The sequence below is a fragment of the Pseudomonas sp. GL-R-26 genome, assembly GCF_019947365.1.
In the GTDB taxonomy this organism is placed as follows: Bacteria; Pseudomonadota; Gammaproteobacteria; order Pseudomonadales; family Pseudomonadaceae; genus Aquipseudomonas.
In genome coordinates this window covers 1-23,590 of sequence record NZ_JAGYGI010000049.1, presented here as the reverse complement: position 1 = coordinate 23,590, position 23,590 = coordinate 1, and the positions used below count along the sequence as shown (strand labels likewise).

Below are 23,590 nucleotides of genomic sequence, written 5' to 3'. Positions count from 1 at the left end.
ACATCGTTGGGTTTTACAACAACGAGCGGCTGCACTCGAAACTGGGATATCTGCCACCAACCGTTTACGAGCGGGCGATGGCGTCGAAATCACCTACCGAGGTGTCTGGAATTAGTTGACCACTACACAGCCCCCCGAAATCACTATTGCTCGCACACACTCAATGGCACGTTTTGCATCAACCTCAAATCAGGAGGCACTACTAAATCCCCCTGAACGAGTGATCGCTCGAATGGGTGAGTTACCTCGCGTGCACTTCATTGATGAAACGAAATCCGCAGCAAAAAAAGTCAGAGCCACCGTACGCTAAGCAGTGAGCCAGCATTCGTAGTTGCCCATCGAATGGACGAAACCCTCGACCATTCCTCATAAAAAGCAACGTCCTACACGACATTGGGAAATGTCCGTACACTTGCGCATTGCTGTGCCTTTGTCATGAGACCTATAGTCCGAGCGCGCCCAAATGGCGTATCGGGTTTGGCGACTCGATGCCGTGGTACAGAAGCCTCCGAGAGTTTCTCGGAGAGCTTTTGAACGCAGTTGGCTGCCTGTTTTTTGGTAGCTGTGCGTGGGAGACCTTAGGGTCTGCCGGTTTTACCATGGCCCGGTTCGCCAACCCGCGTACAGCTACCACCCTATTGTTTGGCGACAATTGAGTGGTAGGTCCTCCTCCATCATGGTGATTTCTCATGAATGAATATATGGCTTTAACCAGCAACGCCGACGACCTCCCCTCCCTCTTCGTCAACACCACTCAACCCCTGCACTCCCTGCTCAGCACCGCCAGCTACAGAATTCGCGCCGTGACGCAGCTTCTTGAAAACCTCGCAATGCGCGGCGACCTGACCTCTGACTCAGTTGTACTCAGCGACTTCGCATTACTGTGCTGCGTGCCGTTGCGCGACGGATGCGATGTACTGGATGTGATCGCTCGCCGAATGGACGCAGAACCGTCCTGACGTCACATCGGCCAAACGTGGCCAGTTAAGAGATAGCGTGGTCGATAGTGGCGAGGGAGCAAGCTCCCTCGCCACAGGTTGCAATTACTCGTCGCCACCCAGACGCTCATATCTTTTGCGTATAGATCACCGCAAGCGAGTAAAGAAGCCGTAGAGCTGCGTTGAGCCCGGCAACAGTTCCCTTATTCTCCCGGCTCATCCTTCGCCTCGAGATCAACATGCACAATTCAGAGTTGGGAATCATGATCATTTCATTGATCGGGTTGTTCGGCTTTGCCTCGTTTACCTTTGAGTACTTGAGCGCCCGACGCTCAAAAAAGAACAAGCCACAGTGATTTTTCCAAACGGTAAAAAGGGACAGTTGACGCTCATCAACTGTCCCTTTTTTCCATCAGCGGGTCGCGACGATAAACAGTCGCGGGAATGGCAACAGCACCGAACCATCGGCCAAGGCCGGATACGCCCGCTCGATAGCAGTCTGATATTGCTTCAGATACTGCGCCCGTTCCGACTCGTCCAGCGGATCGAGAAACGGCCGCAAGCCACTGCCCTTGAACCACTCCACCACGCCAGACGCACCGCCCGCGAGCGGATGATGGTAAGTGGTGCGCCACACATCGACGCGGGTGCAACAGGCTTTCAATATCGAATAGTAACCACTGGCATCGGCCATTTCGGTCCTCTGCCCGGCGGCACCTGCCAGTTTGCTGACCCATGGACCATCAGCGGCGACTTCACGCATCAAGCGGTGTGAGTGTTCGTTCAGGTTGTCAGGCATCTGGACGGCCAGGCTGCCACCCGGCGCCAGTTTGCTCACCAGCGACGGTAGCAACGTGGCGTGATCGGGCAGCCACTGCAACACCGCGTTGGCGAAAATCACATCGAACGGGCCACTGTCATTCCAGGTGTCGATGTCCGCAACATCGAACTGCACTTGAGGCAGGCGTTTGCGTGCGGCCTCGATCATGTCGGTCGAACTGTCCAGCCCACGCACCGTTGCGTTGGCAAAACGCTCCACCAGCAACTCGGTGGAGTTACCGGGGCCACAACCGATATCGACAGCCGAGCGCACGTCCCCGGCGGGGATGGCTGCCAGCAGGTCACGGGCGGGACGGGTGCGTTCATCTTCAAAAGCGACGTACTGTTTGGCGGACCAACTCATTGCGTTCTCCTGTCGGTGCGTTGTCCTCGGGACGCTACGATACCGCGGCGAGCACCGCTAAAGGTTTCAGAGGATCACCTTTTCGGTCATTTCGAATTTTCACTTTCCCGCCGATTGATGAAAAACCAACGCACAACCCCAAGCCACATCCGGATCAGTGCTGAACAGAAAAACGGCGCGTGACCGAAGCCCCGCGCCGTTCATGTTCAAACCTTGCACTCAACTTTTGGCCTGCAACGCCTTGGCCATTTGCAGATGATTTTGCAATTTGGGCAGGGTTTCTTCGGCGAACGCCTTGATTTGCGGCACGTCGGTGGTCTGCGCTTCCTGCTGCAGCTGATCGATGGCTTCCTGCGTGGTCTTCACCTGACTGGCTGTATAGGCCTCGTCATAGGTCGCCCCATCCATGACTTGTGGCATCAGGGCTTTGGCCTTTTCGACAATTTCTTCGCGCGGGGCAACAGGCAAATCCAGTTGCCTGGCGATTTTCGCCAGATGCTGGTTCGCCGTGGTGCGGTCGTTGATGACGATAATGGTGTAGTCCTTGACCTCTTTGGACTCGGCTTTCTGGTGCGCCAGGCGACTTGCTTCAATATCGGCAATACCTTTTGCCGAGGCCTCGTCGATGAATTCGGCAGTCGACTGGGCAAAGACGCTGCTGGCAAACAGGCCCAGTAACGTGGCAAGACTGGTATTACATAATCGGGTGGCCATCCGGTTCATGGTCGCGCCCTCCTCTTCAAATTCAAACGGGAGCTTTCGCCCCCGCCTCTCAATCAAAACCACCTGCATCCTTTAGCGGGATTTCTGACCGCCCTTGCGACCCATGTCGGGTTTCGCCGGGTCTTTATCGACGGTCGTAGTGGTGGTTTTCCCACCCTTGCGACCGGCTTCAGAGGCCTTCGTTCGATCGTTGGCAAAGTTCCCCGAGTTCGAGTTTCTTGAATTAGGCATGATTCTCTTCCTCTTGGTGGTAGTCGCGGCGAGCTGTGGCCCGCATAGAATCTGAATTTGCGCGTCCCAAAAGGTTTAGAAAATTACGTGGATGCCACGACGAACGGTGCCCTGGATTTCAGACCAGTCGCAGGTGATGCTCGCGTTTGGCGCAGTACATCGCCTCGTCGGCATGCCGGAACAATTGCTTCTCTTCGGTGCCGTGATCGGGGTATCGGGCGACGCCGATACTTGGCTGGATGTTCACGCTGTGCCCGTCCAGGCGCAGGGGCTGGACCAGGACCTGGCGGATTTTCTCGACCACGATGTCGGTATCGTCCGCGGCGCGAATGCTGTGCAGCAACACCACGAACTCATCGCCGCCGATGCGGGCCACGGTGTCGGTTTCCCGTACGCAGCCCTTGAGCCGGTTGGCCACCGCCTGCAGCAGCATGTCGCCGACCGCGTGGCCATGGGTGTCGTTGACGTGCTTGAAACGGTCGAGGTCGACGTACAACAGCGCCATGCGCCCGCGGTCCTCCCGGGCCACTTGCAGTGATGCCTTGAGCCGGTCGCGCAGCAGTTCACGGTTGGGTAACTGGGTCAGTTGGTCGTACTGGGCCATGTATTGCAGGCGGGCATGCAGTTGCTTGCGCTCGATGGCGGTCGCGACCTGGGCGCAGACGTATTGCAGCAGTTCCTTGTCTTGCTCGGTGTAGCGCTCGCCGCCCGGTATGCTTTTGACGATCAACGCGCCGATGGTGCCGTTTTGCGAGTTCAGCGGCACACCCAGCCAACACGGAGCGTTCTGCTCGGTCAACAGCGCTTCGAAGCCGGCAGGAGGTGTGCACTGGTCCGGGGTCAACAGGATCGGCTGCCCCGTACGGATCACCTCGGTGCACAAGCGCCCGGTCATGGTTCCGGGCTGTTCGGGCCGTGGCTCGTGGTCATCGACGTGATAAGGGAAATTCAGCTGCGCGCAGTGCTCGTCGTACAGCGCCACGGAAAAATTCAGAGCCGGCAGCCATTCGCCGATGATCATGTGGATGCGCTTGAACAACGCCAGCAGATCCTCTGCCGCATGGGCCGCTTCGGAAATCGCATACAACGCTGCCTGCCGCGATTCGGCCTGCTTGCGTTCGGTGATGTCGCGGGCCACCGCGATGCGCAACTGATCGTCCTCGGACCAACGCGCCGACCAGAGGATGTGCACCACGCGGCCATCCTTGCGCAGGTAGCGGTTTTCGAAGTTGAGCTTGGGTTCGCCGCCCATGATTTCCCGGGCGGCGTCAAGGGTGCGCTGGCGGTCGCCCGGATGCACCATGTCGATCATCGTTTCGCCGATCATCTCATCGGCGCTGTAGCCGAAAATGCGCTCGCACGCCGCGCTGACAAAAACGAAGCGCCCCTGCTTATCCACCGCACAGACGGCGTCCAGCAACAGATCGATATAGCTCGCCAGCGGCGCGGAATTCCGGTTTTCCATGGTTCAGCGTGGGTGTCCCGATAATGCAGCGCTCATCAACCATCCCTGCCCTGTCAGTCTTGCATCCTTGTTATCACGTTCAAGCCTTGTTCGGCATCAGCCCCGGCAACGCATGTACCAGTGCGTTGATGGCGAAACCGATGAACATCACCCCGCACAACCGGGTGATGGCCAGTTCATGACGCTGGTACAAGCTGCGCACCCGCCGCGCACCGACAATGCCAATGAGAATAGCGTAGGCGAGCAAACCGCCAACGAAACTCAGGGCGATCAGCGCCGGCAGCATCGACCAGTTGAGCAGTTCCGCACGGCTCGACAGCAACGCCGTGAACGTCGCCACCGCCACCGGATAGGCCTTGGGATTGGTCAAGCCAAACAGAATGCCGTGCCAGAACGGTTCCCGCGCCGGGCCCTGCGGCGCATCAACGCTGCTGCGTCGGGCGCGCATCGCACGCCAGCCGAGCCAGAACAGGTACAGGCCGCTGAGCACACCGAGCACGTCGAACGCGGTACTGCCGATCTCCCGCGCACCGACAATCGCGATCAGCGCCGTGCTACACCACACCACATCGCCGAGCAAATGCCCGCACAGAAACCCCGCCCCGGCCCGTCGTCCATGGGCCGCGCCAATGCCGAACACCGCCAGCACACCCGGCCCCGGGGTGATGCCGTAGATAAAACCCGAGGCAAGCACGGCCATTAGCAACGATGGGGTCATGGGAAGTCCTCATGAACGGCATGGTGAATGGCCACCAGTCTATATCAGGCTCCGCAACATCGACTTACAGATTGTCGAAGAACTTCATCCCCGCATACGGCCGCTGCCGGCAGGCCGAAAGGCGCGACGCCAGGTCACCAACATGGGCTTCCAGCTTGTGGCCATCCGGGTCGAGGAAGTAGAACGATGCGCCCTCGCTGCAGTTGTCGCGCCATTCGTGAACCTGGACGGATCGCAGGCGCTCGACGAAACGCGGAAAATCCGCCGCATCGAGACTGAAAGCGTAATGGGTGTAGTCGGCGGCGGGCTCGGGATGGCGTAGCGGGTCGAGGGAGAGGCACAACCACAACCTCGGCAGCGACAGGTAGGCGCCGGTATCCCAAGTGGCTTCGAGGCGCATTTGCAGGAGACTCTGGTAGAACGCCACGCTGCGGTTCAGGTCGGTGACGGCGAAGGTCAGGTGGTTGAGGCCTGTGAGCATGGGGTTAAGACCTTTGAGGTTTTCAGGTGCAACGCAGGTTTCACCTATGAGATTGGCAACGAAAAACGTCCAAATCCGCACACGGCAGACGGAAGGATTCAGCACTACCGCAAGAACATTTGTTACGACTGACAAACGGGGCTGGCCTCCCCCCCTGCATGACACTGTAGTATGTTGTATTACAAACCACTACATCGAGATCACCATGTCAGTTATGTCCCTGCGCATACCAGACGAAATAGCCGATACTCTCGCGAGTCTTTCCAAAGCAACGGGCCGCAGCAAATCATTTCTGGCGGTGGATGCCCTGCGTGAATACCTGGCCCGTGAAGCGTGGCAAATCGAGGAAATTCAGAAAGCCTTGAAAGAAGCCGATGAAGGTGACTTCGCGACACAAGACGAAGTGAACGCAATGGCCGACAAGTGGACGGCGAATGCGCGTTGAGTGGTTGCGTACGGCGTTAAAGAATCTGGATGACGAAGCCGCGTACATCGCCATCGAAAATCCAAAAGCTGCAGCAGATTTTGTCCAGGCGATTCTCGCCAGTGTTGATCACCTTGCCCGATTTCCAGCGACGGGTCGTGAGGGACGCTTACCCGGCACCCGGGAATGGGTCATGCCTGATCGCCCCTATTTGATTCCCTACCGGGTTCGCCAAGGTCGGCTTCAGGTACTACGAATTTTTCATACACGTCGCCTGCCACCTTCCAGTTGGTAAAGGCCATTTTAGAAAAGCTTCTAGCGTTCGATCCCCTCCTCAATCCTGCGATTCAACCAGTTCAACGCCTGATCCCCACCGCGCCGCTTATGCCACGCCAGCACAAAGGTGAACGACGGAATATGAAACGGCGGCGGCACGACGACCAACGAGGACTCATCGGTATCGCGTAAGCCGCGCGACGCGACGGTGAGGATCAGGTCGGTGCCGCTGATGAGCTGCGGGGCGACGCTCCAGTGCGGCAGGCTGATGGCGACACGCCGGCGTTCGCGCAAGGCGGTCAGTGCACGCTCGATCTCCGGGGTGCCGCTGCCGCGCATTTCCAACAGGACGTGGGGGCGTGCCAGATAGGTGGGCAGGTCGAGGACACCCTCGGCAGGCAGGCTGTTGCGGTCCACCAGGCAGGCGTAGTGCTCTTCGAACAGCGGGGTGCTGCGCAATTCGTTGGGCATTTCCGGGAATACACCGGCGGCGACGTCAATGTCACCGTTGAGCACGCCTTCGAGCATGCTTTCGCGGCTGCCATGGCTGATTTGCAGGTCGATGCCCGGCGCTTCGCGGCGCAAGGTTCGGATCAGTCCCGGCAAGACAATGGCAGCGCCGTAGTCGGACATCGCCAGGCGGAAGGTACGCCGGGTGGTCGCGGGATCGAAGGCGTTCGGCGCCAGCAGCGCTTGCACCTGGGCCAGGGCTTCGGCCAGCGGTGCCACCAGTTCCAATGCTCGCGCAGTCGATACAAGGCCGGCACCGGCGCGCACCAGCAGCGGATCGCCGAGCAGGTCACGCAATCGCGCCAGCGCATGGCTGACCGCCGGCTGGCTCAAGTGCAGACGCTCGGCCGCCCGGGTCACGTGTTGCTCGCTGAGCAAGGCGTCGAGGATCACCAGCAAGTTGAGGTCGATGCGTCGTAGATCATTCATCTGCTGCATGTTCTGGATTACAAAACGGAATTTAAATCTGCGCGACGAATACCCTAGAGTCCAGCAAAACCTGTTGGAGATCGATCATGAGTACGTTGCATTGGGCCGGTCTGATAGGGCTGGCGATGATCGCCGGGGCAGTGGTGCCGTTTCAGAGTGCGATCAACGTCAACCTCGGGCGCGGGTTGGGCCATCCGTTGTGGGCGACGCTCGCCTCGTTGCTGGTGAGCGTTATCGTGCTGTTGCCAATCATCGTTGCGATGCGCTTGCCGTTGCCGTCACTGGCATTCATCAGCAAGGCGCCGCTTTGGATGTGGGCCGGTGGCGCTTTTGGGGTGATCTTCATTTCCCTGGCATTGGTGCTGCTGCCCAAGCTGGGTGCCGCGGGGTTCATGGCATTGGCGCTGGCGGGGCAAGTGGTGGCGTCGTTGTTGCTGGATCACTACGGCTGGTTTGGATTGGTGGAGCGTCAGGTCACCTTGCCCAAGGTGGTTGGGGTGGTGCTGTTGATGGCCGGGGTGGTGTTGATTCAGTTCAGTGACACTGCGCAAAAAGCGATGACAGCGACTTCTTGAAGATCAAAAGATCGCAGCCGCCGGCAGCTCCTACGGGGATGCGTGGTCCGAGCAGGCGCTGCCGAAGGCTGCGATCTTTTAAAACTTATCGAGTGTGCGCAACTTCTGCGGCAACCCCCACAGCAACAGCGCCACCGCAATCAGCGCACAGACACCAATGACATACAGCGCCGGTGTGGTGCTGCCGGTCAGGTCCTTGATCCGGCCGACCATCACCGGACTGACGATGCCACCGAACTGGCCCAGGGTGTTGATCACCGCAATCCCGCCGGCAGCACCCGCGCCGGCACCGGCCAGCAGTTTCGGCGGCAGGGTCCAGAAGCTCGGGATGGAGGCGATGATCCCGGCACCGAGCAGGCCCAACGCGACAATCAGGAAGGTCGTGTGGTTGGCGAAGATCCCGGCGCAGAAGAACCCGACCGCGCCGACTGCCACCAGACCGGCGACAAACTTGCGTCGCTCGCCAGTAGCATCGGACAGGCGTCCGATCACCACCATGCTGATGGCACCACAGATATATGGGATGGCCGTCAGCAAGCCGATCATCACCGGACTTTCGGTGCCAGCGCTGCGGATCAGTTGCGGCGCCCAGAAATTCAGGCCGTAGGACGCCACCTGAATCAGGAAATAGATCAGGCCCAAGGTCAGGAAACCCGGAATCTTGAGTGCGGCGAGCAGCGAACCGCCACTCTTGTGCGGCTCATGCTGAGCGATGCGGCTGGCCAGCAGGGTCTTCTCCGATGACGTCAGCCAATGGGCATCTTCGATGCGATCCTTGAGCAGGGTCAGCACCAGCAAACCGAGGCCGATACAGGGCACGCCACCGAGCAGGAACAGCCAGTGCCAGCCACGCATTTGCAGCACGCCATCGAGGTGTTGCAACACCAGGCCGGAGAACGGCGCGCCCACCAGGCCGGCGAACGCCGACGACAGGAACAGCATCGAGGTAATGCGCCCGCGATAGTGCTGCGGAAACCACAGGGTCAGGTAATACAGCACGCCCGGGGCAAACCCCGCCTCCATCGCGCCGATCACGAAGCGCAGCACATAGAACTGCCATTCGCTGTTGACGAACACCATGGCCGCCGTGGCCAAGCCCCAGGACATCATGATCCGGGCGATCCAGCGCCGGGCGCCGACCTTGTACAGCATCATGTTGCTGGGCACTTCGAAAATCACATAACCGACCACGAACAACCCGGCACCCAGGCCGTAAGCGGTGTCGCTCAGGCTCAGGTCGGTCTGCAGCTGAAACTTGGCGAAGCTGATGTTGATGCGGTCGAAAAACGCGAACAGGTAGCAGACCATGATCAGCGGCATCAGACGCCAGGCGACTTTGCTGACCAGGGCTTTTTCTTCGTCGTGGCTAACGGCCGGGCTCGCGCCGGCCTCCAGTGCATTTAGGGTCATTGCGTTTCTCCAGGCGGACTTCCCTTGGGTGTCCGATTGTTTTTGTTGTCTGGTTGAGGTGCTTTTTTATTGTGGGAGCGGGCTTGGTCAGGAGGGTGTCGGGTGCAAATCACAATTGCGCCCGGCCTTGGCCAGTTGTCCGGGCACTTCATGACCGAGCAGCGCCGGCAGTCCTCGGGACAGTTTCAACAGCAGCGGCAGATCGATACCGGTATGAATGCCGACTTCGTTGCACAGGTTCACCAGATCCTCGGTGCAGATGTTTCCCGACGCCCCCGGCGCAAACGGGCAGCCGCCGAGGCCGCCGAGAGCCGCGTCGAAGCGTCGGGCGCCGGCCTCGTAGGCGGCCAGCACGTTGCAAAGGCCAAGGCCGCGGGTGTTGTGAAAATGCAGGGTCAGGTCCGTCGGGGACACCCGCTGCAGCACCCGGCGCACCAGCCGGTCGACCTGACGCGGATTGGCCATGCCCGTGGTATCGGCCAGGGTGACGCCCTGAATGCCGAGTTCCTGATAGGCATCGACGATGTGCAGTACCCGGTCCTCATCGATCTTGCCTTCGAATGGACAGCCGAAGGTGGTGGCGATGCTGCCGTTGAGTCGCACAGGACTGTCGCCAACGAACTGCACAATCTCGCCGAACGCAGCCAATGAATCTTCACAGCGCATGCGCATGTTCGCCAGGTTGTGGGTCTGGCTGGCGGATATCACCAGGTTCAGCTCATCGGCACGGCACGCCAGCGCCCGTTGCGCGCCTTTGAGGTTGGGGATCAGCGCGACGTAGATCACCCCCGGTTGCCGGGCGATGCCCTTGAACACCAGTTCGCCATCGCGCAGCGCCGGAATGGCCTTGGGCGACACGAACGAACCGGCTTCGATGCGGCTGAATCCGGCCTGCGACAGTTGATCGATCAGGGCAATCTTGTCGTCGGTTTCAACCCAGGTCGGCTCGATTTGCAGACCGTCGCGCGGGGACACTTCCTGCACGATCAGGCTGTCGGAATAATCGGTGATCATTGCACCACTCCTTCGACTTTCAGGCGTTCGATGTCCATTGGGGTCAGGCCCAATTGCGCGAGGATGCCGTCGGTGTGCTGGCCCAAACCAGGGCCGGACCAGTTCACGCCGCCGGGCGTCTCGGAGAGTTTCGGCACGATGCCCGGCATCTTCACCGTGGCGCCACCGGGCAGCTCGGCATTGAGCAGCATGTCCCGCGCCTGATAGTGCGGATCGGCGACGATGTCGGCCACCGAGTAGATGCGCCCGGCCGGGACTTCGGCGGCTTCCAGGGCGGCCAGTACCTCATCGATCGGCAGGCTGCTGGTCCAGTGGGTGATGGCGGCGTCGAGCAGATTGCTCTTGGCTGCACGCCCGTCGTTGTGGGCGAATTCCGCCGCCTCGGCCAGATCGGCGCGGCCGATGGTTTGCATCAGGCGCTTGTAGATCGGATCGCTGTTGCCGGCGATCACCACGTAGGCGCCGTCGGCCGTCAGATAGGTATTGGACGGCGCAATCCCCGGCAAGGCACCGCCGCTGCGTTCGCGCACATGGCCCAGCATGTCGTATTCCGGCACCAGGCTTTCCATGACATTGAACACGCTTTCGGCCAGGGACACATCGACGATCTGCCCGCCACCCTGCCCGGTCTTGACCCGCAACAATGACATCAGCGCACCGATCACCGCGTGCAGCGATGCCAGGGAATCGCCAAGGCTGACGCCGACCCGCGCCGGCGGCGAACCGGGGGTGCCGGTGGTGTAGCGAATCCCGCCCATGGCCTCGCCAATAGCACCGAACCCCGGACGATCGCGGTACGGACCGGTCTGGCCGTAACCGGAAATCCGCACCAGCGTCAGGTTGGGATTGAGCGCGTGCAACACGTCCCAACCGAGGCCGAGTTTCTCCAGGGCGCCGGGGCGCAGGTTTTCGATCAGCACGTCGGCGCTGGTCGCCAGTTGCTTGACCAGTTCGATGCCTTCGGGGGATTTGAGGTTCAGCGCCAGGGACTTCTTGTTGCGCGATTGCAGGTACCACCACAACGAAGTGCCTTCGTGCAGCTTGCGCCATTTGCGCAGGGGATCGCCTTGGCCCAAGGCTTCGATCTTGATCACTTCGGCGCCGAACTCGGCCAGCATGCGCGCCGCAAACGGCGCGGCGATCAGCGTGCCGATCTCGATCACTTTGATCGCACTCAAGGGGGCAGTCATCGCGGGGTACCTCTTGTTCTTGGAATATGAGCCAAGGCTAGAGGACAGGGGGCTCGGGAATCCAACCTTCAGTTGGCAACGAGCGTTCGCGAAATGCGAACGCTCTGGAAGATTGTCGTAGCCTCGGGGCCGCCTTCGCGAGCAGGCTCGCTCCCACAGGGGAACGCATTCCAATGTGGGAGCGAGCTTGCTCGCGATGAGGCCCGCCCATTCAGCCGAGAACTATCAGGCTGGCCCCCGCAAATGCTCAAACAACATCCGGCTTACCGGCGACAGCAACGCCTCATCACGCACCACCAGAATCAGCGCCCGATCAGACCATTCGTCCGTCAACGGCACCGCGTGCAACCCCAGCGCCCGGCCAAACAATTCAAAGGCGCGCTGCGGAAGGATGCCGATGCCCATGTTGGCCTGGATCATCCGACACATCGCATCGAACCCCGGCACATGAATACGAACCCGCAGCACCTTGCCGGCCTGGCGCGCCGCCGCGTGGGTGCGCATGTTGATCGAACTGGCGGCATGCAATCCAACGTAATCACTGTCGAGCGTATCGGCGAACGCCACGCTCGACCGGCTCGCCAATGGATGATGCGGCGGCATCAGCACCACCAGTTTGTCCTGGCGATACAGCACGCTGTGCAGGCCCTTGATGTCACTGTCAATGGAACAGATCCCGAGGTCGGCCACCCCGTCGAGCACGCCCTGAATCACCCCGGCGCTGGGGCGTTCTTCGAGGTCGGTCTTGACCTGTGGGTGACGCTCGGAAAAATCCCGCAGGTCCTCGGGCAAAAACTGAATGATCGCCGACAGATTGGCGAGCATCCGCACATAACCGCGCACACCGTGGCTGTGCTCCCCCAGTTCAAGCCCCATTTTCTCGACGTTGAACAACATCTGCCGCGCATGGTGCAGCAGGGTCTCACCGGCCGGCGTCAGGGACATGCCCTTGGCCTGGCGCACGAACAGGCTGATGCCCAGCGCCTCCTCCAGCTCCATCAAGCGCTTGCTCGCCGCCGAAACTGCAATCGCTTCGCGCGAGGCGGCTCGGGTCAGCGTGCCCTCTTCATGCACGGCGACGAACAGTTGCAGGGTGATCAGGTCGAGACGGCGGATCAGGCTTTTTTGCAGCATCGGGTACTCGGCGAAGTCGGCTCAGGCGAAGTCGCAGCATAGCGTTCTTCGCCCGCGTCGTGCCGTGGTCCGGGCACCGGTCGTGATAAAGTCGCCGCCCACAGACCTTTTGCCGTGAGACGAAGACCGCAATGACCGATTTCCAGGATGTCGATGCTCAACTTGAAGACTGGAACGCCTTGCGCAGCACCACTTCGTTCAGTGGTTTGCTGGTAGGCAACGGGGCCAGTCGCGCGGTATGGGACGATTTCGGCTACGAGTCACTGTTCGAAAACGCCCGCACCGTTGAAGAAAAACCCCTGAGCCAATCCGAGCTGAGCGTGTTCGATGCGATGCAGACCCGTAGTTTCGAGCAGGTACTGAGCGCCTTGAAAACCACCAGCCGGGTCAACAAGGCCCTGGCTGTCAGCTCCGCCGCCCCGCGCAATCGCTACTACGCGATCAAGGAAGCGCTGATCAACACCGTGCATGCGGTGCATATCCCGTGGCGGCTAGTGGTGCCTTCGACGCTGGCAGCCATCAATCAGGAACTGGCCAGTTACCGCACGGTGTTCACCACCAACTACGACTTGCTCAACTACTGGGCGGTGCAACACCAGCCTGAGGCAATCACCGATCTGTTCCAGGGCGCCGAGCCCGGTTTCGACCTGAGCGACACGGCCACCGATAAAACCCGTTTGCTGTACCTGCACGGCGGTCTGCATCTGGTGCGCAACCAGGACGGTACGGCGCGCAAGCTGATGTCGACCGAGGGCACCTTGCTGGGCAATTTCGCCATCAACAACACGATCAAGACCCTCGACGACGTGCCGCTGTTCGTCAACGAAGGGCCGAGCGCGGACAAGCTCAAGACCATCCGCAGTTCGGACTATCTGTCGTTCTGCTACGAGCAATTACTTGGTCACGGCCAGGCGCTGTGCATCTTCGGCCAGGCGCTGGGGGAACAGGACAGCCACATCATCCATGCCCTGCGCCTGGCGAAACCGCAGGTACTGGCGATCTCGATTTACCCGCGCAGCAAGGCATTCATCCAGCACCAGAAACGGCATTACGCGAATGTGTTTGAGGGGACGGGTGTGGAGTTGCGGTTTTTTGATTCGAAGAGCCATGCGCTGGGTGGCACGAAGCTCACGGTTCCGGTCGAGGTTTGAGGCAAACGAAGAGCCCAGTGGCGAGGGAGCTTGCTCCCGCTGGGCTGCGAAGCGGCCCCCTGCATTTTTTCCATGAAAAATGCTTGGCAGGTTTTACGTCTGCTGCGCAGCCGAACGGGACGGTGCGGCGATCCGACAAGCTCCCTCGCCACAAAGACCAGGCAAGCTCATTCTTCGGTGCTATGCACCACCACCAGCAACTGCGCCTGCACCTCGCCCACCGAACGAATCCGGTGCGGCTTTTGCGCATTGAAATGCAACGCATCGCCACGATCGAGCAGCACGCGTTCGTTCATGAAGTCCACTTCCACCCGCCCTTCGTGGACGAATAAAAACTCCTCGCCCAGATGCTCCTTGAAGGTCTTGTCGGTGAATTCTGCCGGCGGGTAAATGATGAACGGCAGCAGGCTGCGTGAACTGACCTGATGGGCCAGCACTGCGTAACCGGGATTGTTATCACTGGCCCCCAAAGGTTGCCGCTCGTGGCTGCGCACCAGGCTGTAGCTGTCGAGGCTGACGTTGTCTTCAGAGAACAACTCTTCGACCTTCACATTCAGCGCCTTGGCCAGTTTCAACGCCGCCGCAATCGATGGCGTGTTCAACCCGCGTTCGACTTTCGACAGGTAACTCTTGGTCATGCCGGATTTTTCGGCCAAGGCTTCCAAGGTCACGCCAAGTTTTTTTCTTAGTAATTTCAAACGGATAGACATGCAGAGCGATTAATCCATCAAGGAGGCAACGATTTGTCCTTGCCAATGACACAAGGTGTCATATAGCCTCTTTAGTGTCATTTACGCTCACCGACGACTTTGCGAGGAACCGGTGAGCGGCAAACCCGACGTCCATTGAATCACCCAAAGGACACCGATATGGCCAAGACATTAGCACTGCCCAAAGAGCAACTGGTCAAGCACGCGCTGAGCCAAATGCAAAATACCCTGGCGGATAATACGTGGACCGCCCGACAAAAGCTGGCCCTGACCTGCCGCGTCCTGTTCGAGCACGGCCACGATTCCGGCCTTGCCGGGCAAATCACCGCCCGTGGTCCGCAACCCGGCACTTACTACACTCAGCAACTGGGCCTGGGTTTCGACGAAATCACCGCGGGCAACCTGCTGCTGGTCAACGAAGACCTGGAGGTGCTCGAAGGCCACGGCATGCCCAACCCGGCCAATCGTTTTCACAGTTGGGTGTACCGCGCCCGAGCGGATGTGAACTGCATCATTCACACCCATCCGACCCACGTTGCTGCCTTGTCGATGCTGGAGGTGCCGCTGCAGATTTCCCACATGGACCTCTGCCCGCTCTATGACGACTGTGCGTTTCTCGAAGGCTGGCCGGGTGTGCCGGTGGGTAACGAAGAAGGCGAGTTGATTGCCGGGGCACTGGGCGACAAACGGGCGATCCTGCTTTCGCATCATGGCCAATTGTCCACCGGCAGCAGCATCGAGGAAGCCTGTGTCATCGCGCAACTGATCGAACGCGCCGCGAAGCTGCAACTGCTGGCAATGAGCGCCGGGACCATCAAGCCGATCATCCCCGAGCTGGGGCGCGAAGCCCATGACTGGATTGCCCGGCCGAAACGCCACGCCGCCGCTTTCAACTACTACACCCGACAGGTCCTGCGGCAACACGCCGATTGCCTGAACTGAACCCATTGATTGAACGGAGGGACACCATGTCCAGCGCAAACATTCACGGCATCATCGGCTACACCATCACGCCTTTTACCGCCAATGGCGAAGGCATCGACCTGGACGCCCTCGGGCGCTCCATCGATCGTCTGATCGAGGGCGGCGTGCACGCCATCGCACCGCTGGGCAGCACCGGTGAAGGTGCCTACCTGAGCGACGCGGAGTGGGATCAGGTCAGCGAATTCAGCATCAGGCACGTGGCCAAACGCGTGCCGACCGTCGTCAGCGTGTCCGACCTGACCACCGCTAAAGCGGTGCGTCGCGCGCGTTTCGCCGAAGCCCACGGCGCCGACGTGGTGATGGTGCTGCCAGCGTCCTACTGGAAACTCAGCGAAGCGGAAATCCTTGCCCATTACCGCGCCATCGGCGACAGCATCGGCGTGCCGATCATGCTCTACAACAACCCGGCCACCAGCGGCACCGACATGTCGGTGGACCTGATCCTGCGCATCGTAAAGGCCGTGGAAAACGTGACCATGGTCAAGGAGAGCACCGGCGACATCCAGCGCATGCACCAACTGCAACGCCTCGGCGAAGGCCAGGTGCCGTTCTACAATGGCTGCAACCCACTGGCCCTGGAAGCCTTTGCCGCCGGTGCAAAAGGCTGGTGCACCGCCGCGCCGAACCTGATCCCGCAGCTCAACCTGGATTTGTACGAAGCAGTGCTGTCCAACGATTTGCGCAAGGCACGCGAGTTGTTCTATCGCCAGTTGCCGCTGCTGGATTTCATCCTCAAGGGTGGCTTGCCGGCGACGATCAAGGCGGGCTTGCGGGCGACGGGCCTTGAGGCGGGGGATCCGCGGCTGCCGGTGTTCCCGTTGGGTGAGGCCGGTTGTGCTCAGTTGCAAGATCTGTTGAAGGCCCTGCGCTGATCTCCAGCCGTACATAAAACCACTGTGGGAGCGAGCTTGCTCGCGATGGCGGTCTATCAGACAACATGGATGTTGAATGTTATGGCCTCATCGTCGGAACGCAGCCCGGAGCAAGCTCGCTCCCACAGGGATTTGTGCTGGATTTGAAAGCTGTACTCAAAGCACCGGCAACGTCTTGTCCTTGACCACCTTGGACGAGCCATTGGCCTTCACACTGGCAATGCCTTTTTCCATGGCCGCCGGCGAGGAATAAGCCTCGCTGCTGCCGATGATCTCGTGGTTGCCCGCCTTGAGGTTGAAATACGGATGGCCATCCTTGGTGGTTTTCGTTTCGTAACGCTCATCCAGCTGGCTGTTGGCCTGGACCGAGGCGATGCCTTTGTCGGCGGCGGCGTGGGTGGTGTACAGCTCGCTGGTCAGAATGGTCTCGGCGTTGGCCGCCTTGAGGACAAACCTGAACTGGCCATTGCTGCTTTTGCTCACTTCATACCATCCGGACATGCTGTTTCTCCTTGGCGATTGAGAGGTTGCGCGCTTCACAGTAAAGACCAGCCTGGTGTTTCTGTCGCCTGTACCGGCCCCTTCGCGGGCAAGCCCGCTCCCACAGGTTCAATGTGATCCCTGTGGGAGCGGGCTTGCTCGTGAAAGAGGCAATGCGGTCGCAGCTATTTCACCACCGCCCGCACCACCGACAACTCCGGCGCCGACGTCCGTCGCTGGCTCAGATAGCGCGTACAACTCACCCGCAGGAACGAAGCGAAATTGACCACCTCGCCGCGATAGTCCATCACCTCTTCATACAGCTTGGCGATCAACTGATTGGTGGTCATGCCATCGACCTCGGCGATTTCGCTGAGGATGTCCCAGAACTGATTCTCCAGCCGCAGGGTGGTGACCACCCCGCAGATGCGCAGCGAGCGAGAGCGCGATTCGTAGAGTATCGGGTCGGCTTTGACGTACAGCTCGCACATGGACTTGTCCCTCGTCACAGCGTGATTTTGGTACCCAGCAACCGCAGGAAACCGGCCAGCCAGTTCGGGTGCGCAGGCCAGGCCGGAGCCGTGGCCAGATTGCCCTGGACATGACCGTCCGTCACCGGAATATCGATATACGTACCGCCCGCCAGCCGCACTTCCGGAGCGCAAGCCGGATAAGCGCTGCATTCGCGACCTTCAAGAACACCCGCTGCCGCCAGCAACTGCGCACCATGGCACACGGCAGCGATCGGCTTGCCGGCCTTGTCGAATGCGCGCACCAACTCCAGGACTTTTTCGTTCAGGCGCAGGTACTCCGGCGCACGTCCGCCCGGAATCAACACCGCGTCATAATCGGCGGCGTTGACCTTGGCGAAATCGAAGTTCAGGGCAAACAGGTGACCGGGTTTTTCACTGTAGGTCTGGTCGCCTTCAAAGTCATGGATCGCCGTGCGCACGGTCTGGCCGGCAGCCTTGTCCGGGCAAACGGCGTGCACCGTGTGGCCGACCATCAACAGCGCCTGGAACGGCACCATCACTTCATAGTCTTCGACGTAATCACCGACCAACATCAGAATTTTTTTCGCAGCCATGGGGAAGACTCCTCTGGAAGTGGGCTTGCAGGAGTATTCAAGGTAGTCCCATTCCGCAGGTGTGGGTAATAACCAGCTACTACCGTGTGGCGAAAACTGTACGGATACTTCTGTAGCCAGCTGTAAGCGCCAAAGCCCCGGGTTTATGGCTAGATAAAGACATCTCCCATCACCCACGATTCTGGTTGACATCATGTCCTCGCGCGAAAACACCGGCATGGCCCTGGGCCTGCTCGGCGTTGTGATCTTCAGCCTAACCCTGCCCTTCACGCGGATCGTCGTGCAGGAACTGCACCCGCTGCTCAACGGCTTGGGCCGGGCACTGTTTGCGGCGGTTCCAGCGGCGTTGCTGTTGCTGTGGCACCGGGAAAAATGGCCGACCTGGAAACAGGTCAAAGGCCTGACGCTGGTGATGGCCGGGGTGATCCTCGGTTTCCCGGTGTTGTCGGCCTGGGCCATGCAAACCTTGCCGGCGTCCCACGGTGCGCTGGTCAATGGCTTGCAGCCGCTGTGCGTAGCGCTGTACGCCGCATGGTTGTCCCATGAGCGACCTTCGAAAGCCTTCTGGGCCTGCGCCGCATTGGGCAGCGCGTTGGTGCTCGGTTATGCGCTGATCAGCGGTGCCGGCAGCATTCAGGCCGGTGACTTGCTGATGCTTGGCGCCATTGCAGTAGGCGGATTGGGCTACGCCGAGGGAGGCCGACTGGCCAGGGAGATGGGCGGCTGGCAGGTGATCTGCTGGGCGCTGGTGCTGTCGACGCCACTGTTGATCGGGCCGGTGGTGTATCTGGCACTGCAGCATCAGGGCGAGATTTCCGCCAAGACCTGGTGGGCCTTCGGTTATGTCTCGCTGTTTTCGCAGTTCATCGGCTTCTTCGCCTGGTACGCCGGGCTGGCCATGGGCGGGATTGCCCGGGTCAGTCAGATCCAGTTGCTGCAGATCTTCTTCACCATCGCCTTCTCCGCGCTGTTCTTCGGTGAACATGTGGAGCCGATTACCTGGCTGTTTGCTGGCGGGGTGATCGTGACGGTGATGCTGGGACGCAAGACAGCAGTGCGCCCGGCACAACCGGGCACGTTACCGACAGGGGTTCAGCTCAAGCCTTAGCACCGAGGAAACCGTCAGCGCACAGCAAGGTTTCCAGGCAATGCTCGCTGATGTGATAGAAATCCTTCAGCTCCTGAATCTTCGCCAGCAACCGGGCCGGGTCCACCGGCTCGGCGCGTTTGACCGCCAGGATCATCTTGTTCTTGTTGGTGTGGTCCAGTGAGATGAACTCGAACACTTTGGTCTCGTAGCCGCAAGCCTCAAGGAACAACGCGCGCAAACTGTCGGTGACCATCTCGGCCTGCTGGCCCAGGTGCAAGCCGTATTGCAGCATCGGCTTGAGCAGCGCCGGGCTCTGGATTTGCAGGCGGATCTGTTTGTGGCAGCACGGCGAGCACATGATGATCGAAGCACCGGAACGGATGCCGGTGTGGATCGCATAGTCGGTGGCGATATCGCAGGCATGCAGGGCGATCATCACGTCCAGCTCGCTCGGCGCCACGCTGCGCACGTCACCGCACTTGAACACCAGGCCAGGGTGTTCAAGCCTGGCGGCGGCGGTGTTGCACAGGGTGACCATGTCTTCACGCAGCTCGACACCGGTCACCTCGCCTTCGGCCTTCAAGGTGTTGCGCAGGTAATCGTGGATGGCGAAGGTCAGGTAGCCCTTGCCCGATCCGAAGTCCGCCACTCGCACCGGCTTGTCCAGCGCCAGGGGTGACGACGTCAGCGCATGGCTGAACACTTCGATGAACTTGTTGATCTGCTTCCACTTGCGCGACATCGCCGGGATCAGTTCATGTTGTTTGTTGGTCACACCCAGGTCGGCGAGAAACGGCCGGCTCAGGTCAAGAAAACGGTTTTTCTCACGGTTGTGCTCGGCCGATGGCACTTCGCGCAATTGCTGAGGTTGGCTCTTGAACAGCGATGACTTGCCCTTTTTGCTGTATTCGAGCTGGGCTTCGTCGGTCAGCGACAACAAATGCGCATTTTTGAACGACGCCGGCAGCAGCCCGGCAATGTTCGCCACACCGTCGACCAACGGCAGGTTCTTGGTGATATCGCGGGTCTTGTAGCGGTAGACAAAAGACAGGCAAGGCTGCGCCTTGACCGTCACCGGCTTGATGATGATCCGCTGCAGGTCCGTTTCATCGCCCACGTACTTGGCCAGCACCAGTTTGATGAACGCGTTGTGCTCGAGGCTGGATTGCAGCAAATCGATGAACTGGGCGTGATGATCCGGCGCGAGGCTGGCGGGAGTGGCGGTGACGGACATGGAAAAACGGCCTCGGCAATACGAATCTGGGGATGCCGGGTATTTTAGGGGGGACGAGGGTTTTGGGCACGGAGTAATTTTACACCAGGTCCCGTTCCCGCCGATCGGGACCTGAATCCAACCTTCGCTACCTCATGGCTCCACCAGTCGAAGTTTGCGATTGGTCGGCGAGTTGATGACGAACTTGACGATCAACCCTACCGGCACTGCCCACGTCAGACCGTTGGCCGGATCAGTGACCACGGCGACAGTTTCGGAACTTGCAGACAGATCCAGACGTCGGCGATCGTTGCTGGACTTGAGTAATCCGTACGCGTGGCTGACCAGCCGCTCCGCCTGGTGCATCGGCATATCCAGACTCTGCAAATGCCTCACCGCACGGCAGAACAGCACTTGATCATCAATCACACCCTCGCCTTCATGACGGGCCAGAAACGCCTGCGCTATGGTCAACAGCTCCTCATTCAAATGGGCCTGTTCATCAACCTCCTTCATGCTCAAGACTCCTGTTGCGCTTGCGCCGCCGGAGCAATCTCGGCGACAGGCCGCGCGGCGCGACGCAAGTCAGGTCCGGCGCACGGCAGGTGCACGGCCGGATTGGGCATGCCACTGGGGGAAAGCTCATGGGTCATTTCGAACTCGGCCCGCACCGACCAGCCACAGGCCTCCGACGTACATTGCAGGTACGCCACCCGCAGGAAAATATGCCGTCCTTCGCTGGTACGTATGCGCATCCGGCTCAAGCAGTGTGGGCACACCATCTTGTAAGTACTCATACATGCTTCCTTTGGGCCATCCGGTGGTAATCGAATTGATCAAACGCAATACTGTTTGAAACACAATTCGTGAATGACAGGTGCTGCAAATAACGCCCTCCGGACAAAAGGAAGTGCAACGGGTGGACACGTAATAGATACGAGCCAAGCTCGTAGGAAATCACCCTGATACCATTAGGAAGTTTCGACATCGTATTCTTCTGATTCATAGTTGATGATTGATTACTTACAAGAAAAAAAGTACTCATTACGCATACGTTAAGCACTCAAAAAGCATATGTCAAAAGGAAGAGGCTCAAATTGCGTAGCAAAAAATCACAAGCTGTCCTGGCCCGTCTGAAGCAAATTACGGGCACAAAAACTGACGCTTCCCTGTCTTCTGAGCTACAGATCAGCCCGCAGACACTCAGTAGCTGGAAAGGCCGCGACAGCACGCCATACTCATTATGCGTAGATATTGCACAGACTCGCGGCATCTCCCTTGACTGGTTGCTGCTGGGCGAGGGGCCGATGCTGCGGCAAACGCATCTCAACGCCCCTGCAAATGTTGCGGAAACTGCAACAACGCAGGAAAGCACCATCCTTTCGCTGTGGCGATTGCTTGATGAGGATGACCGCTGCGCAATACAAAGCGCATTGGAGGAAAAGCGACGCCTGCGAGATCTTGAAACACAACTTTCGGAGATGGCCGCCATACTTGCAACACTTGGACACTCGAACAAAACCTGACTTGAAGTCCGACGTTTCAATGCTTGAAGGCATGCCACAAAACAATAATGTTGCCACTACTGCGAACAATCATTACGCATGAAAAAACACTCACCACTGCATGCCAAGGGCTCACCGGCAGGAATGCCAGCAATACATCGACGCCGGCAAGGTAAAACACTGCGCCACACAAGCTGATCAATATCCTGTCGCACCAGTTGTAACGTTGTTCGTCGCGCCGGTAACACGCCAGCCTGAACGCACTGATCAGGTGAGCCACCCCCGTCACCCACACCAGAACTGCCATCTCAAAGGTCATTGCCCTCGCCCTCGGAGATGACGAAGGATGTCACCGAGGCCGGCGCCATCGATCCACTGCATGAGCTTGATGCTGATGGGAATGACCAGCAACGCGCACAGAAAAGCCGTCACACCTGCGGTCAGAAAAGGCGCCAGTGGCTGGGCGACCGGAGCAAACAGGTAACCGACACCCGCCGACAACAACCAGGAACCGATGCGCTGCCAAGCCTTGAAGTTGGCGCGAGTGGTCGTGACCAGCCACGCACCAAGCGTCGCGCCGAACAGGGCTTCTCCATCGATAACCGGCAACGTCGCAATACCCAACCCCACCATGAGCCCGCTGATACTGTTGTAGGTCGAATCAGTCAGGCTCATGGGTATCTCGCGACTGCGATGGATCAACAGTGATGACCCCCGACTCCAGCGCCTTGAACACGGCAGCGTTGCGAGATCTGACGGCGAACTTGCGGCGGATATTGGAGAAGTGGAAGTTGATGGTGGATTCCGAGCAACTCTGAATCCTGGCGATCTCCCAGGACGTTTTGCCTTTGAGGCACCACTCCAGGGCTTGTGTCTCTTTCGTTGTCAGTTGCACCGGCTGAGCGAACATTGCGCTACCGGGGGCATCCTCCACCAAGGTATCCAGCGATTGTTGCGTATTCATAAGAGCTCCCTCTACATAGAACGCCCATCGCAGGGCGTGCATCATGTGAGAGATGTTGAAGACAAGCTCCGCGGCGAACAACGTTCCGGAACTGTGTCGCGGCGCATTACAAAAGCAGATGAAGCCCTGGCTTAACCCAGCACCACCAGACGATTCGGCAGTTCATTGCGCACATGGGTCACCGGCACATGCACCTTGAGCAACTCTCCACAGGCCTCGACACAACTGACAAAGCCCTGCAGCGTCTGCCCCTGTTTAACCTGCTGGGTGAACGTCGCGACGATCGCGTCCCAGCTCTTGTTATCCAGCCGGCTGGAAATCCCTTCATCCACCAGGATCTCCACATAACGCTCAGCCTCGGAAACGAAAATCAGCACGCCGGTGCTGCCCTCGGTGTGGTGCAGGTTCTGCTCCAGGAACTGCCGGCGCGCCAGGTTCGAGGCGCGCCAGTGGCGCACCGAGCGCGGGATCAGATGGGTGGTGACTTTCGGCAGGCGGAACACCAGACACAGCACGATGAAGATGGCCCATTGCACCAGCAGCAGGCTGTGCAGGGTCAGCCAACCGGTGAAGTAATGCACGATGCCCGGTACCAGCAGCGCCAGCAGGCTGGCCCACAGCAACGGGATATATGCATAGTCGTCGGCGCGGGCCGCGAGTACGGTCACCAGTTCCGCGTCGGTCTCGCGCTCGACTCGGGCAATGGCCTCGGCCACCTTGCGTTGTTCGTGTTCAGTCAGTAATGCCATGTCGTGAAGTGCCTGCTCGTTTTTATTATCACCAGCCGCCGGACGAACCGCCCCCGCCGAAACTGCCCCCGCCGCCGCTGAAGC

The 23,590-nt window shown here is 59.6% G+C and carries 31 protein-coding genes; 9 read left to right on the top strand and 22 right to left on the bottom strand.

What is annotated here, in order from left to right:
- The first annotated feature begins 689 nt into the window (after positions 1 to 689).
- Complete coding sequence (locus tag KGA96_RS28405) at positions 690 to 959, top strand: short-chain dehydrogenase (protein ID WP_223515843.1); 270 nt, start codon at positions 690 to 692, stop codon at positions 957 to 959.
- A 391-nt stretch (positions 960 to 1,350) separates the two neighbouring features.
- Here the strand turns inward: KGA96_RS28405 and tam are convergent, their stop codons facing one another.
- The 6 genes from tam to fos form a co-directional block, all read right to left on the bottom strand.
- A complete protein-coding gene (gene tam / locus KGA96_RS28400; RefSeq protein WP_223515840.1) occupies positions 1,351 to 2,121 on the bottom strand; it encodes a trans-aconitate 2-methyltransferase in 771 nt (256 codons plus the stop codon).
- Positions 2,122 to 2,340: 219 nt separating this feature from the next.
- The gene (locus tag KGA96_RS28395; protein WP_046041524.1) at positions 2,341 to 2,844 is read right to left on the bottom strand and encodes a DUF4142 domain-containing protein; all 504 of its coding nucleotides are present in this window, start codon (positions 2,842 to 2,844) and stop codon (positions 2,341 to 2,343) included.
- Between the two features lie 72 nt (positions 2,845 to 2,916).
- Positions 2,917 to 3,075, bottom strand: coding sequence for a KGG domain-containing protein (locus KGA96_RS28390; protein ID WP_007982976.1), 159 nt, complete (start codon positions 3,073 to 3,075; stop codon positions 2,917 to 2,919).
- Positions 3,076 to 3,193: 118 nt separating this feature from the next.
- Positions 3,194 to 4,540 carry a bifunctional diguanylate cyclase/phosphodiesterase gene (locus KGA96_RS28385; RefSeq protein WP_046041523.1) on the bottom strand — a complete coding sequence of 449 codons (1,347 nt, stop codon included), beginning with the start codon at positions 4,538 to 4,540 and terminating at the stop codon, positions 3,194 to 3,196.
- A 79-nt stretch (positions 4,541 to 4,619) separates the two neighbouring features.
- Complete coding sequence (locus tag KGA96_RS28380; protein ID WP_223515838.1) at positions 4,620 to 5,258, bottom strand: LysE family translocator; 639 nt, start codon at positions 5,256 to 5,258, stop codon at positions 4,620 to 4,622.
- Between the two features lie 64 nt (positions 5,259 to 5,322).
- On the bottom strand, positions 5,323 to 5,739 hold the full coding sequence (gene fos, locus KGA96_RS28375; protein WP_223466549.1) for a fosfomycin resistance glutathione transferase: 417 nt from the start codon (positions 5,737 to 5,739) through the stop codon (positions 5,323 to 5,325).
- A gap of 205 nt (positions 5,740 to 5,944) precedes the next feature.
- Between fos and KGA96_RS28370 the strand changes: the two genes are divergently transcribed.
- Together KGA96_RS28370 and KGA96_RS28365 are read left to right on the top strand one after the other, a co-directional pair.
- Positions 5,945 to 6,184: a CopG family ribbon-helix-helix protein gene (locus tag KGA96_RS28370; RefSeq protein ID WP_046041519.1), complete on the top strand. Its 240-nt coding sequence runs from the start codon at positions 5,945 to 5,947 to the stop codon at positions 6,182 to 6,184.
- The gene (locus KGA96_RS28365; RefSeq protein ID WP_080925325.1) at positions 6,174 to 6,458 is read left to right on the top strand and encodes a type II toxin-antitoxin system RelE/ParE family toxin; all 285 of its coding nucleotides are present in this window, start codon (positions 6,174 to 6,176) and stop codon (positions 6,456 to 6,458) included. The genes KGA96_RS28370 and KGA96_RS28365 overlap by 11 nt, the downstream gene beginning before the upstream one ends.
- A 20-nt stretch (positions 6,459 to 6,478) precedes the next feature.
- Here KGA96_RS28365 and KGA96_RS28360 read toward each other — a convergent pair whose 3' ends face one another.
- Positions 6,479 to 7,387 (bottom strand): LysR family transcriptional regulator, encoded by a 909-nt coding sequence (locus tag KGA96_RS28360; protein WP_223515835.1) that lies wholly within the window; start codon positions 7,385 to 7,387, stop codon positions 6,479 to 6,481.
- 77 nt (positions 7,388 to 7,464) lie between these two features.
- Between KGA96_RS28360 and KGA96_RS28355 the strand changes: the two genes are divergently transcribed.
- Positions 7,465 to 7,953 (top strand): DMT family transporter, encoded by a 489-nt coding sequence (locus KGA96_RS28355; RefSeq protein WP_046041517.1) that lies wholly within the window; start codon positions 7,465 to 7,467, stop codon positions 7,951 to 7,953.
- A gap of 78 nt (positions 7,954 to 8,031) precedes the next feature.
- Here the strand turns inward: KGA96_RS28355 and KGA96_RS28350 are convergent, their stop codons facing one another.
- The 4 genes from KGA96_RS28350 to KGA96_RS28335 form a co-directional block, all read right to left on the bottom strand.
- A complete protein-coding gene (locus KGA96_RS28350) occupies positions 8,032 to 9,363 on the bottom strand; it encodes an MFS transporter (RefSeq protein ID WP_046041516.1) in 1,332 nt (443 codons plus the stop codon).
- A gap of 87 nt (positions 9,364 to 9,450) precedes the next feature.
- Positions 9,451 to 10,377: a hydroxymethylglutaryl-CoA lyase gene (locus tag KGA96_RS28345; protein ID WP_223515832.1), complete on the bottom strand. Its 927-nt coding sequence runs from the start codon at positions 10,375 to 10,377 to the stop codon at positions 9,451 to 9,453.
- Positions 10,374 to 11,567, bottom strand: a complete 1,194-nt coding sequence (locus KGA96_RS28340; protein WP_046041512.1) for a CaiB/BaiF CoA transferase family protein — start codon at positions 11,565 to 11,567, stop codon at positions 10,374 to 10,376. Before KGA96_RS28340 ends, KGA96_RS28345 begins: the two co-directional genes overlap by 4 nt.
- Positions 11,568 to 11,792: 225 nt before the next feature.
- Complete coding sequence (locus KGA96_RS28335) at positions 11,793 to 12,701, bottom strand: LysR family transcriptional regulator (RefSeq protein WP_046041510.1); 909 nt, start codon at positions 12,699 to 12,701, stop codon at positions 11,793 to 11,795.
- Positions 12,702 to 12,832: 131 nt separating this feature from the next.
- On the opposite strand from KGA96_RS28335, the gene KGA96_RS28330 reads away from it, so the two are divergent.
- On the top strand, positions 12,833 to 13,852 hold the full coding sequence (locus tag KGA96_RS28330; protein WP_046041508.1) for a DUF4917 family protein: 1,020 nt from the start codon (positions 12,833 to 12,835) through the stop codon (positions 13,850 to 13,852).
- Between the two features lie 167 nt (positions 13,853 to 14,019).
- Here KGA96_RS28330 and KGA96_RS28325 read toward each other — a convergent pair whose 3' ends face one another.
- Positions 14,020 to 14,562 (bottom strand): helix-turn-helix domain-containing protein, encoded by a 543-nt coding sequence (locus tag KGA96_RS28325; protein WP_046041506.1) that lies wholly within the window; start codon positions 14,560 to 14,562, stop codon positions 14,020 to 14,022.
- A 159-nt stretch (positions 14,563 to 14,721) separates the two neighbouring features.
- Here KGA96_RS28325 and KGA96_RS28320 point away from each other — a divergent pair, with 159 nt between their 5' ends.
- Both KGA96_RS28320 and KGA96_RS28315 read left to right on the top strand, forming a co-directional pair.
- On the top strand, positions 14,722 to 15,504 hold the full coding sequence (locus KGA96_RS28320; protein ID WP_046041505.1) for an aldolase: 783 nt from the start codon (positions 14,722 to 14,724) through the stop codon (positions 15,502 to 15,504).
- A 26-nt stretch (positions 15,505 to 15,530) separates the two neighbouring features.
- Positions 15,531 to 16,418, top strand: coding sequence for a dihydrodipicolinate synthase family protein (locus tag KGA96_RS28315; protein ID WP_223515829.1), 888 nt, complete (start codon positions 15,531 to 15,533; stop codon positions 16,416 to 16,418).
- Between the two features lie 156 nt (positions 16,419 to 16,574).
- Here KGA96_RS28315 and KGA96_RS28310 read toward each other — a convergent pair whose 3' ends face one another.
- The 3 genes from KGA96_RS28310 to KGA96_RS28300 all read right to left on the bottom strand — a co-directional run bounded on the left by KGA96_RS28310 (position 16,575) and on the right by KGA96_RS28300 (position 17,985).
- Entirely contained in the window at positions 16,575 to 16,919 is a 345-nt protein-coding gene (locus KGA96_RS28310) for a YegP family protein (RefSeq protein WP_046041501.1), read from the bottom strand.
- Between the two features lie 164 nt (positions 16,920 to 17,083).
- Positions 17,084 to 17,389: a ribbon-helix-helix domain-containing protein gene (locus KGA96_RS28305; protein WP_008051823.1), complete on the bottom strand. Its 306-nt coding sequence runs from the start codon at positions 17,387 to 17,389 to the stop codon at positions 17,084 to 17,086.
- A 14-nt stretch (positions 17,390 to 17,403) separates the two neighbouring features.
- Positions 17,404 to 17,985, bottom strand: coding sequence for a DJ-1/PfpI family protein (locus tag KGA96_RS28300; RefSeq protein ID WP_046041499.1), 582 nt, complete (start codon positions 17,983 to 17,985; stop codon positions 17,404 to 17,406).
- A gap of 193 nt (positions 17,986 to 18,178) precedes the next feature.
- Here KGA96_RS28300 and KGA96_RS28295 point away from each other — a divergent pair, with 193 nt between their 5' ends.
- Positions 18,179 to 19,093 (top strand): DMT family transporter, encoded by a 915-nt coding sequence (locus tag KGA96_RS28295; protein WP_046041497.1) that lies wholly within the window; start codon positions 18,179 to 18,181, stop codon positions 19,091 to 19,093.
- Here the strand turns inward: KGA96_RS28295 and KGA96_RS28290 are convergent.
- From KGA96_RS28290 to KGA96_RS28280, 3 genes are all read right to left on the bottom strand, one after another.
- A complete protein-coding gene (locus KGA96_RS28290; protein WP_223515826.1) occupies positions 19,083 to 20,309 on the bottom strand; it encodes a class I SAM-dependent methyltransferase in 1,227 nt (408 codons plus the stop codon). The two genes, KGA96_RS28295 and KGA96_RS28290, sit on opposite strands and share 11 nt — an antisense overlap.
- Positions 20,310 to 20,441: 132 nt before the next feature.
- Positions 20,442 to 20,804 carry a hypothetical protein gene (locus tag KGA96_RS28285; RefSeq protein WP_046041493.1) on the bottom strand — a complete coding sequence of 121 codons (363 nt, stop codon included), beginning with the start codon at positions 20,802 to 20,804 and terminating at the stop codon, positions 20,442 to 20,444.
- 2 nt (positions 20,805 to 20,806) lie between these two features.
- On the bottom strand, positions 20,807 to 21,085 hold the full coding sequence (locus KGA96_RS28280) for an ogr/Delta-like zinc finger family protein (RefSeq protein WP_046041491.1): 279 nt from the start codon (positions 21,083 to 21,085) through the stop codon (positions 20,807 to 20,809).
- 300 nt (positions 21,086 to 21,385) lie between these two features.
- Here KGA96_RS28280 and KGA96_RS28275 point away from each other — a divergent pair, with 300 nt between their 5' ends.
- Complete coding sequence (locus KGA96_RS28275; RefSeq protein WP_052960565.1) at positions 21,386 to 21,814, top strand: helix-turn-helix domain-containing protein; 429 nt, start codon at positions 21,386 to 21,388, stop codon at positions 21,812 to 21,814.
- Between the two features lie 16 nt (positions 21,815 to 21,830).
- Here the strand turns inward: KGA96_RS28275 and KGA96_RS28270 are convergent, their stop codons facing one another.
- The 4 genes from KGA96_RS28270 to KGA96_RS28255 all read right to left on the bottom strand — a co-directional run bounded on the left by KGA96_RS28270 (position 21,831) and on the right by KGA96_RS28255 (position 23,506).
- Entirely contained in the window at positions 21,831 to 22,112 is a 282-nt protein-coding gene (locus KGA96_RS28270) for a phage holin family protein (protein ID WP_046041490.1), read from the bottom strand.
- Complete coding sequence (locus tag KGA96_RS28265; RefSeq protein ID WP_046041489.1) at positions 22,109 to 22,468, bottom strand: putative holin; 360 nt, start codon at positions 22,466 to 22,468, stop codon at positions 22,109 to 22,111. The genes KGA96_RS28270 and KGA96_RS28265 overlap by 4 nt, the downstream gene beginning before the upstream one ends.
- Positions 22,455 to 22,757, bottom strand: coding sequence for a helix-turn-helix domain-containing protein (locus KGA96_RS28260; protein WP_052960567.1), 303 nt, complete (start codon positions 22,755 to 22,757; stop codon positions 22,455 to 22,457). The genes KGA96_RS28265 and KGA96_RS28260 overlap by 14 nt, the downstream gene beginning before the upstream one ends.
- A 131-nt stretch (positions 22,758 to 22,888) precedes the next feature.
- Positions 22,889 to 23,506, bottom strand: coding sequence for a TPM domain-containing protein (locus KGA96_RS28255; RefSeq protein ID WP_223466552.1), 618 nt, complete (start codon positions 23,504 to 23,506; stop codon positions 22,889 to 22,891).
- Positions 23,507 to 23,590: the final 84 nt, after the last annotated feature.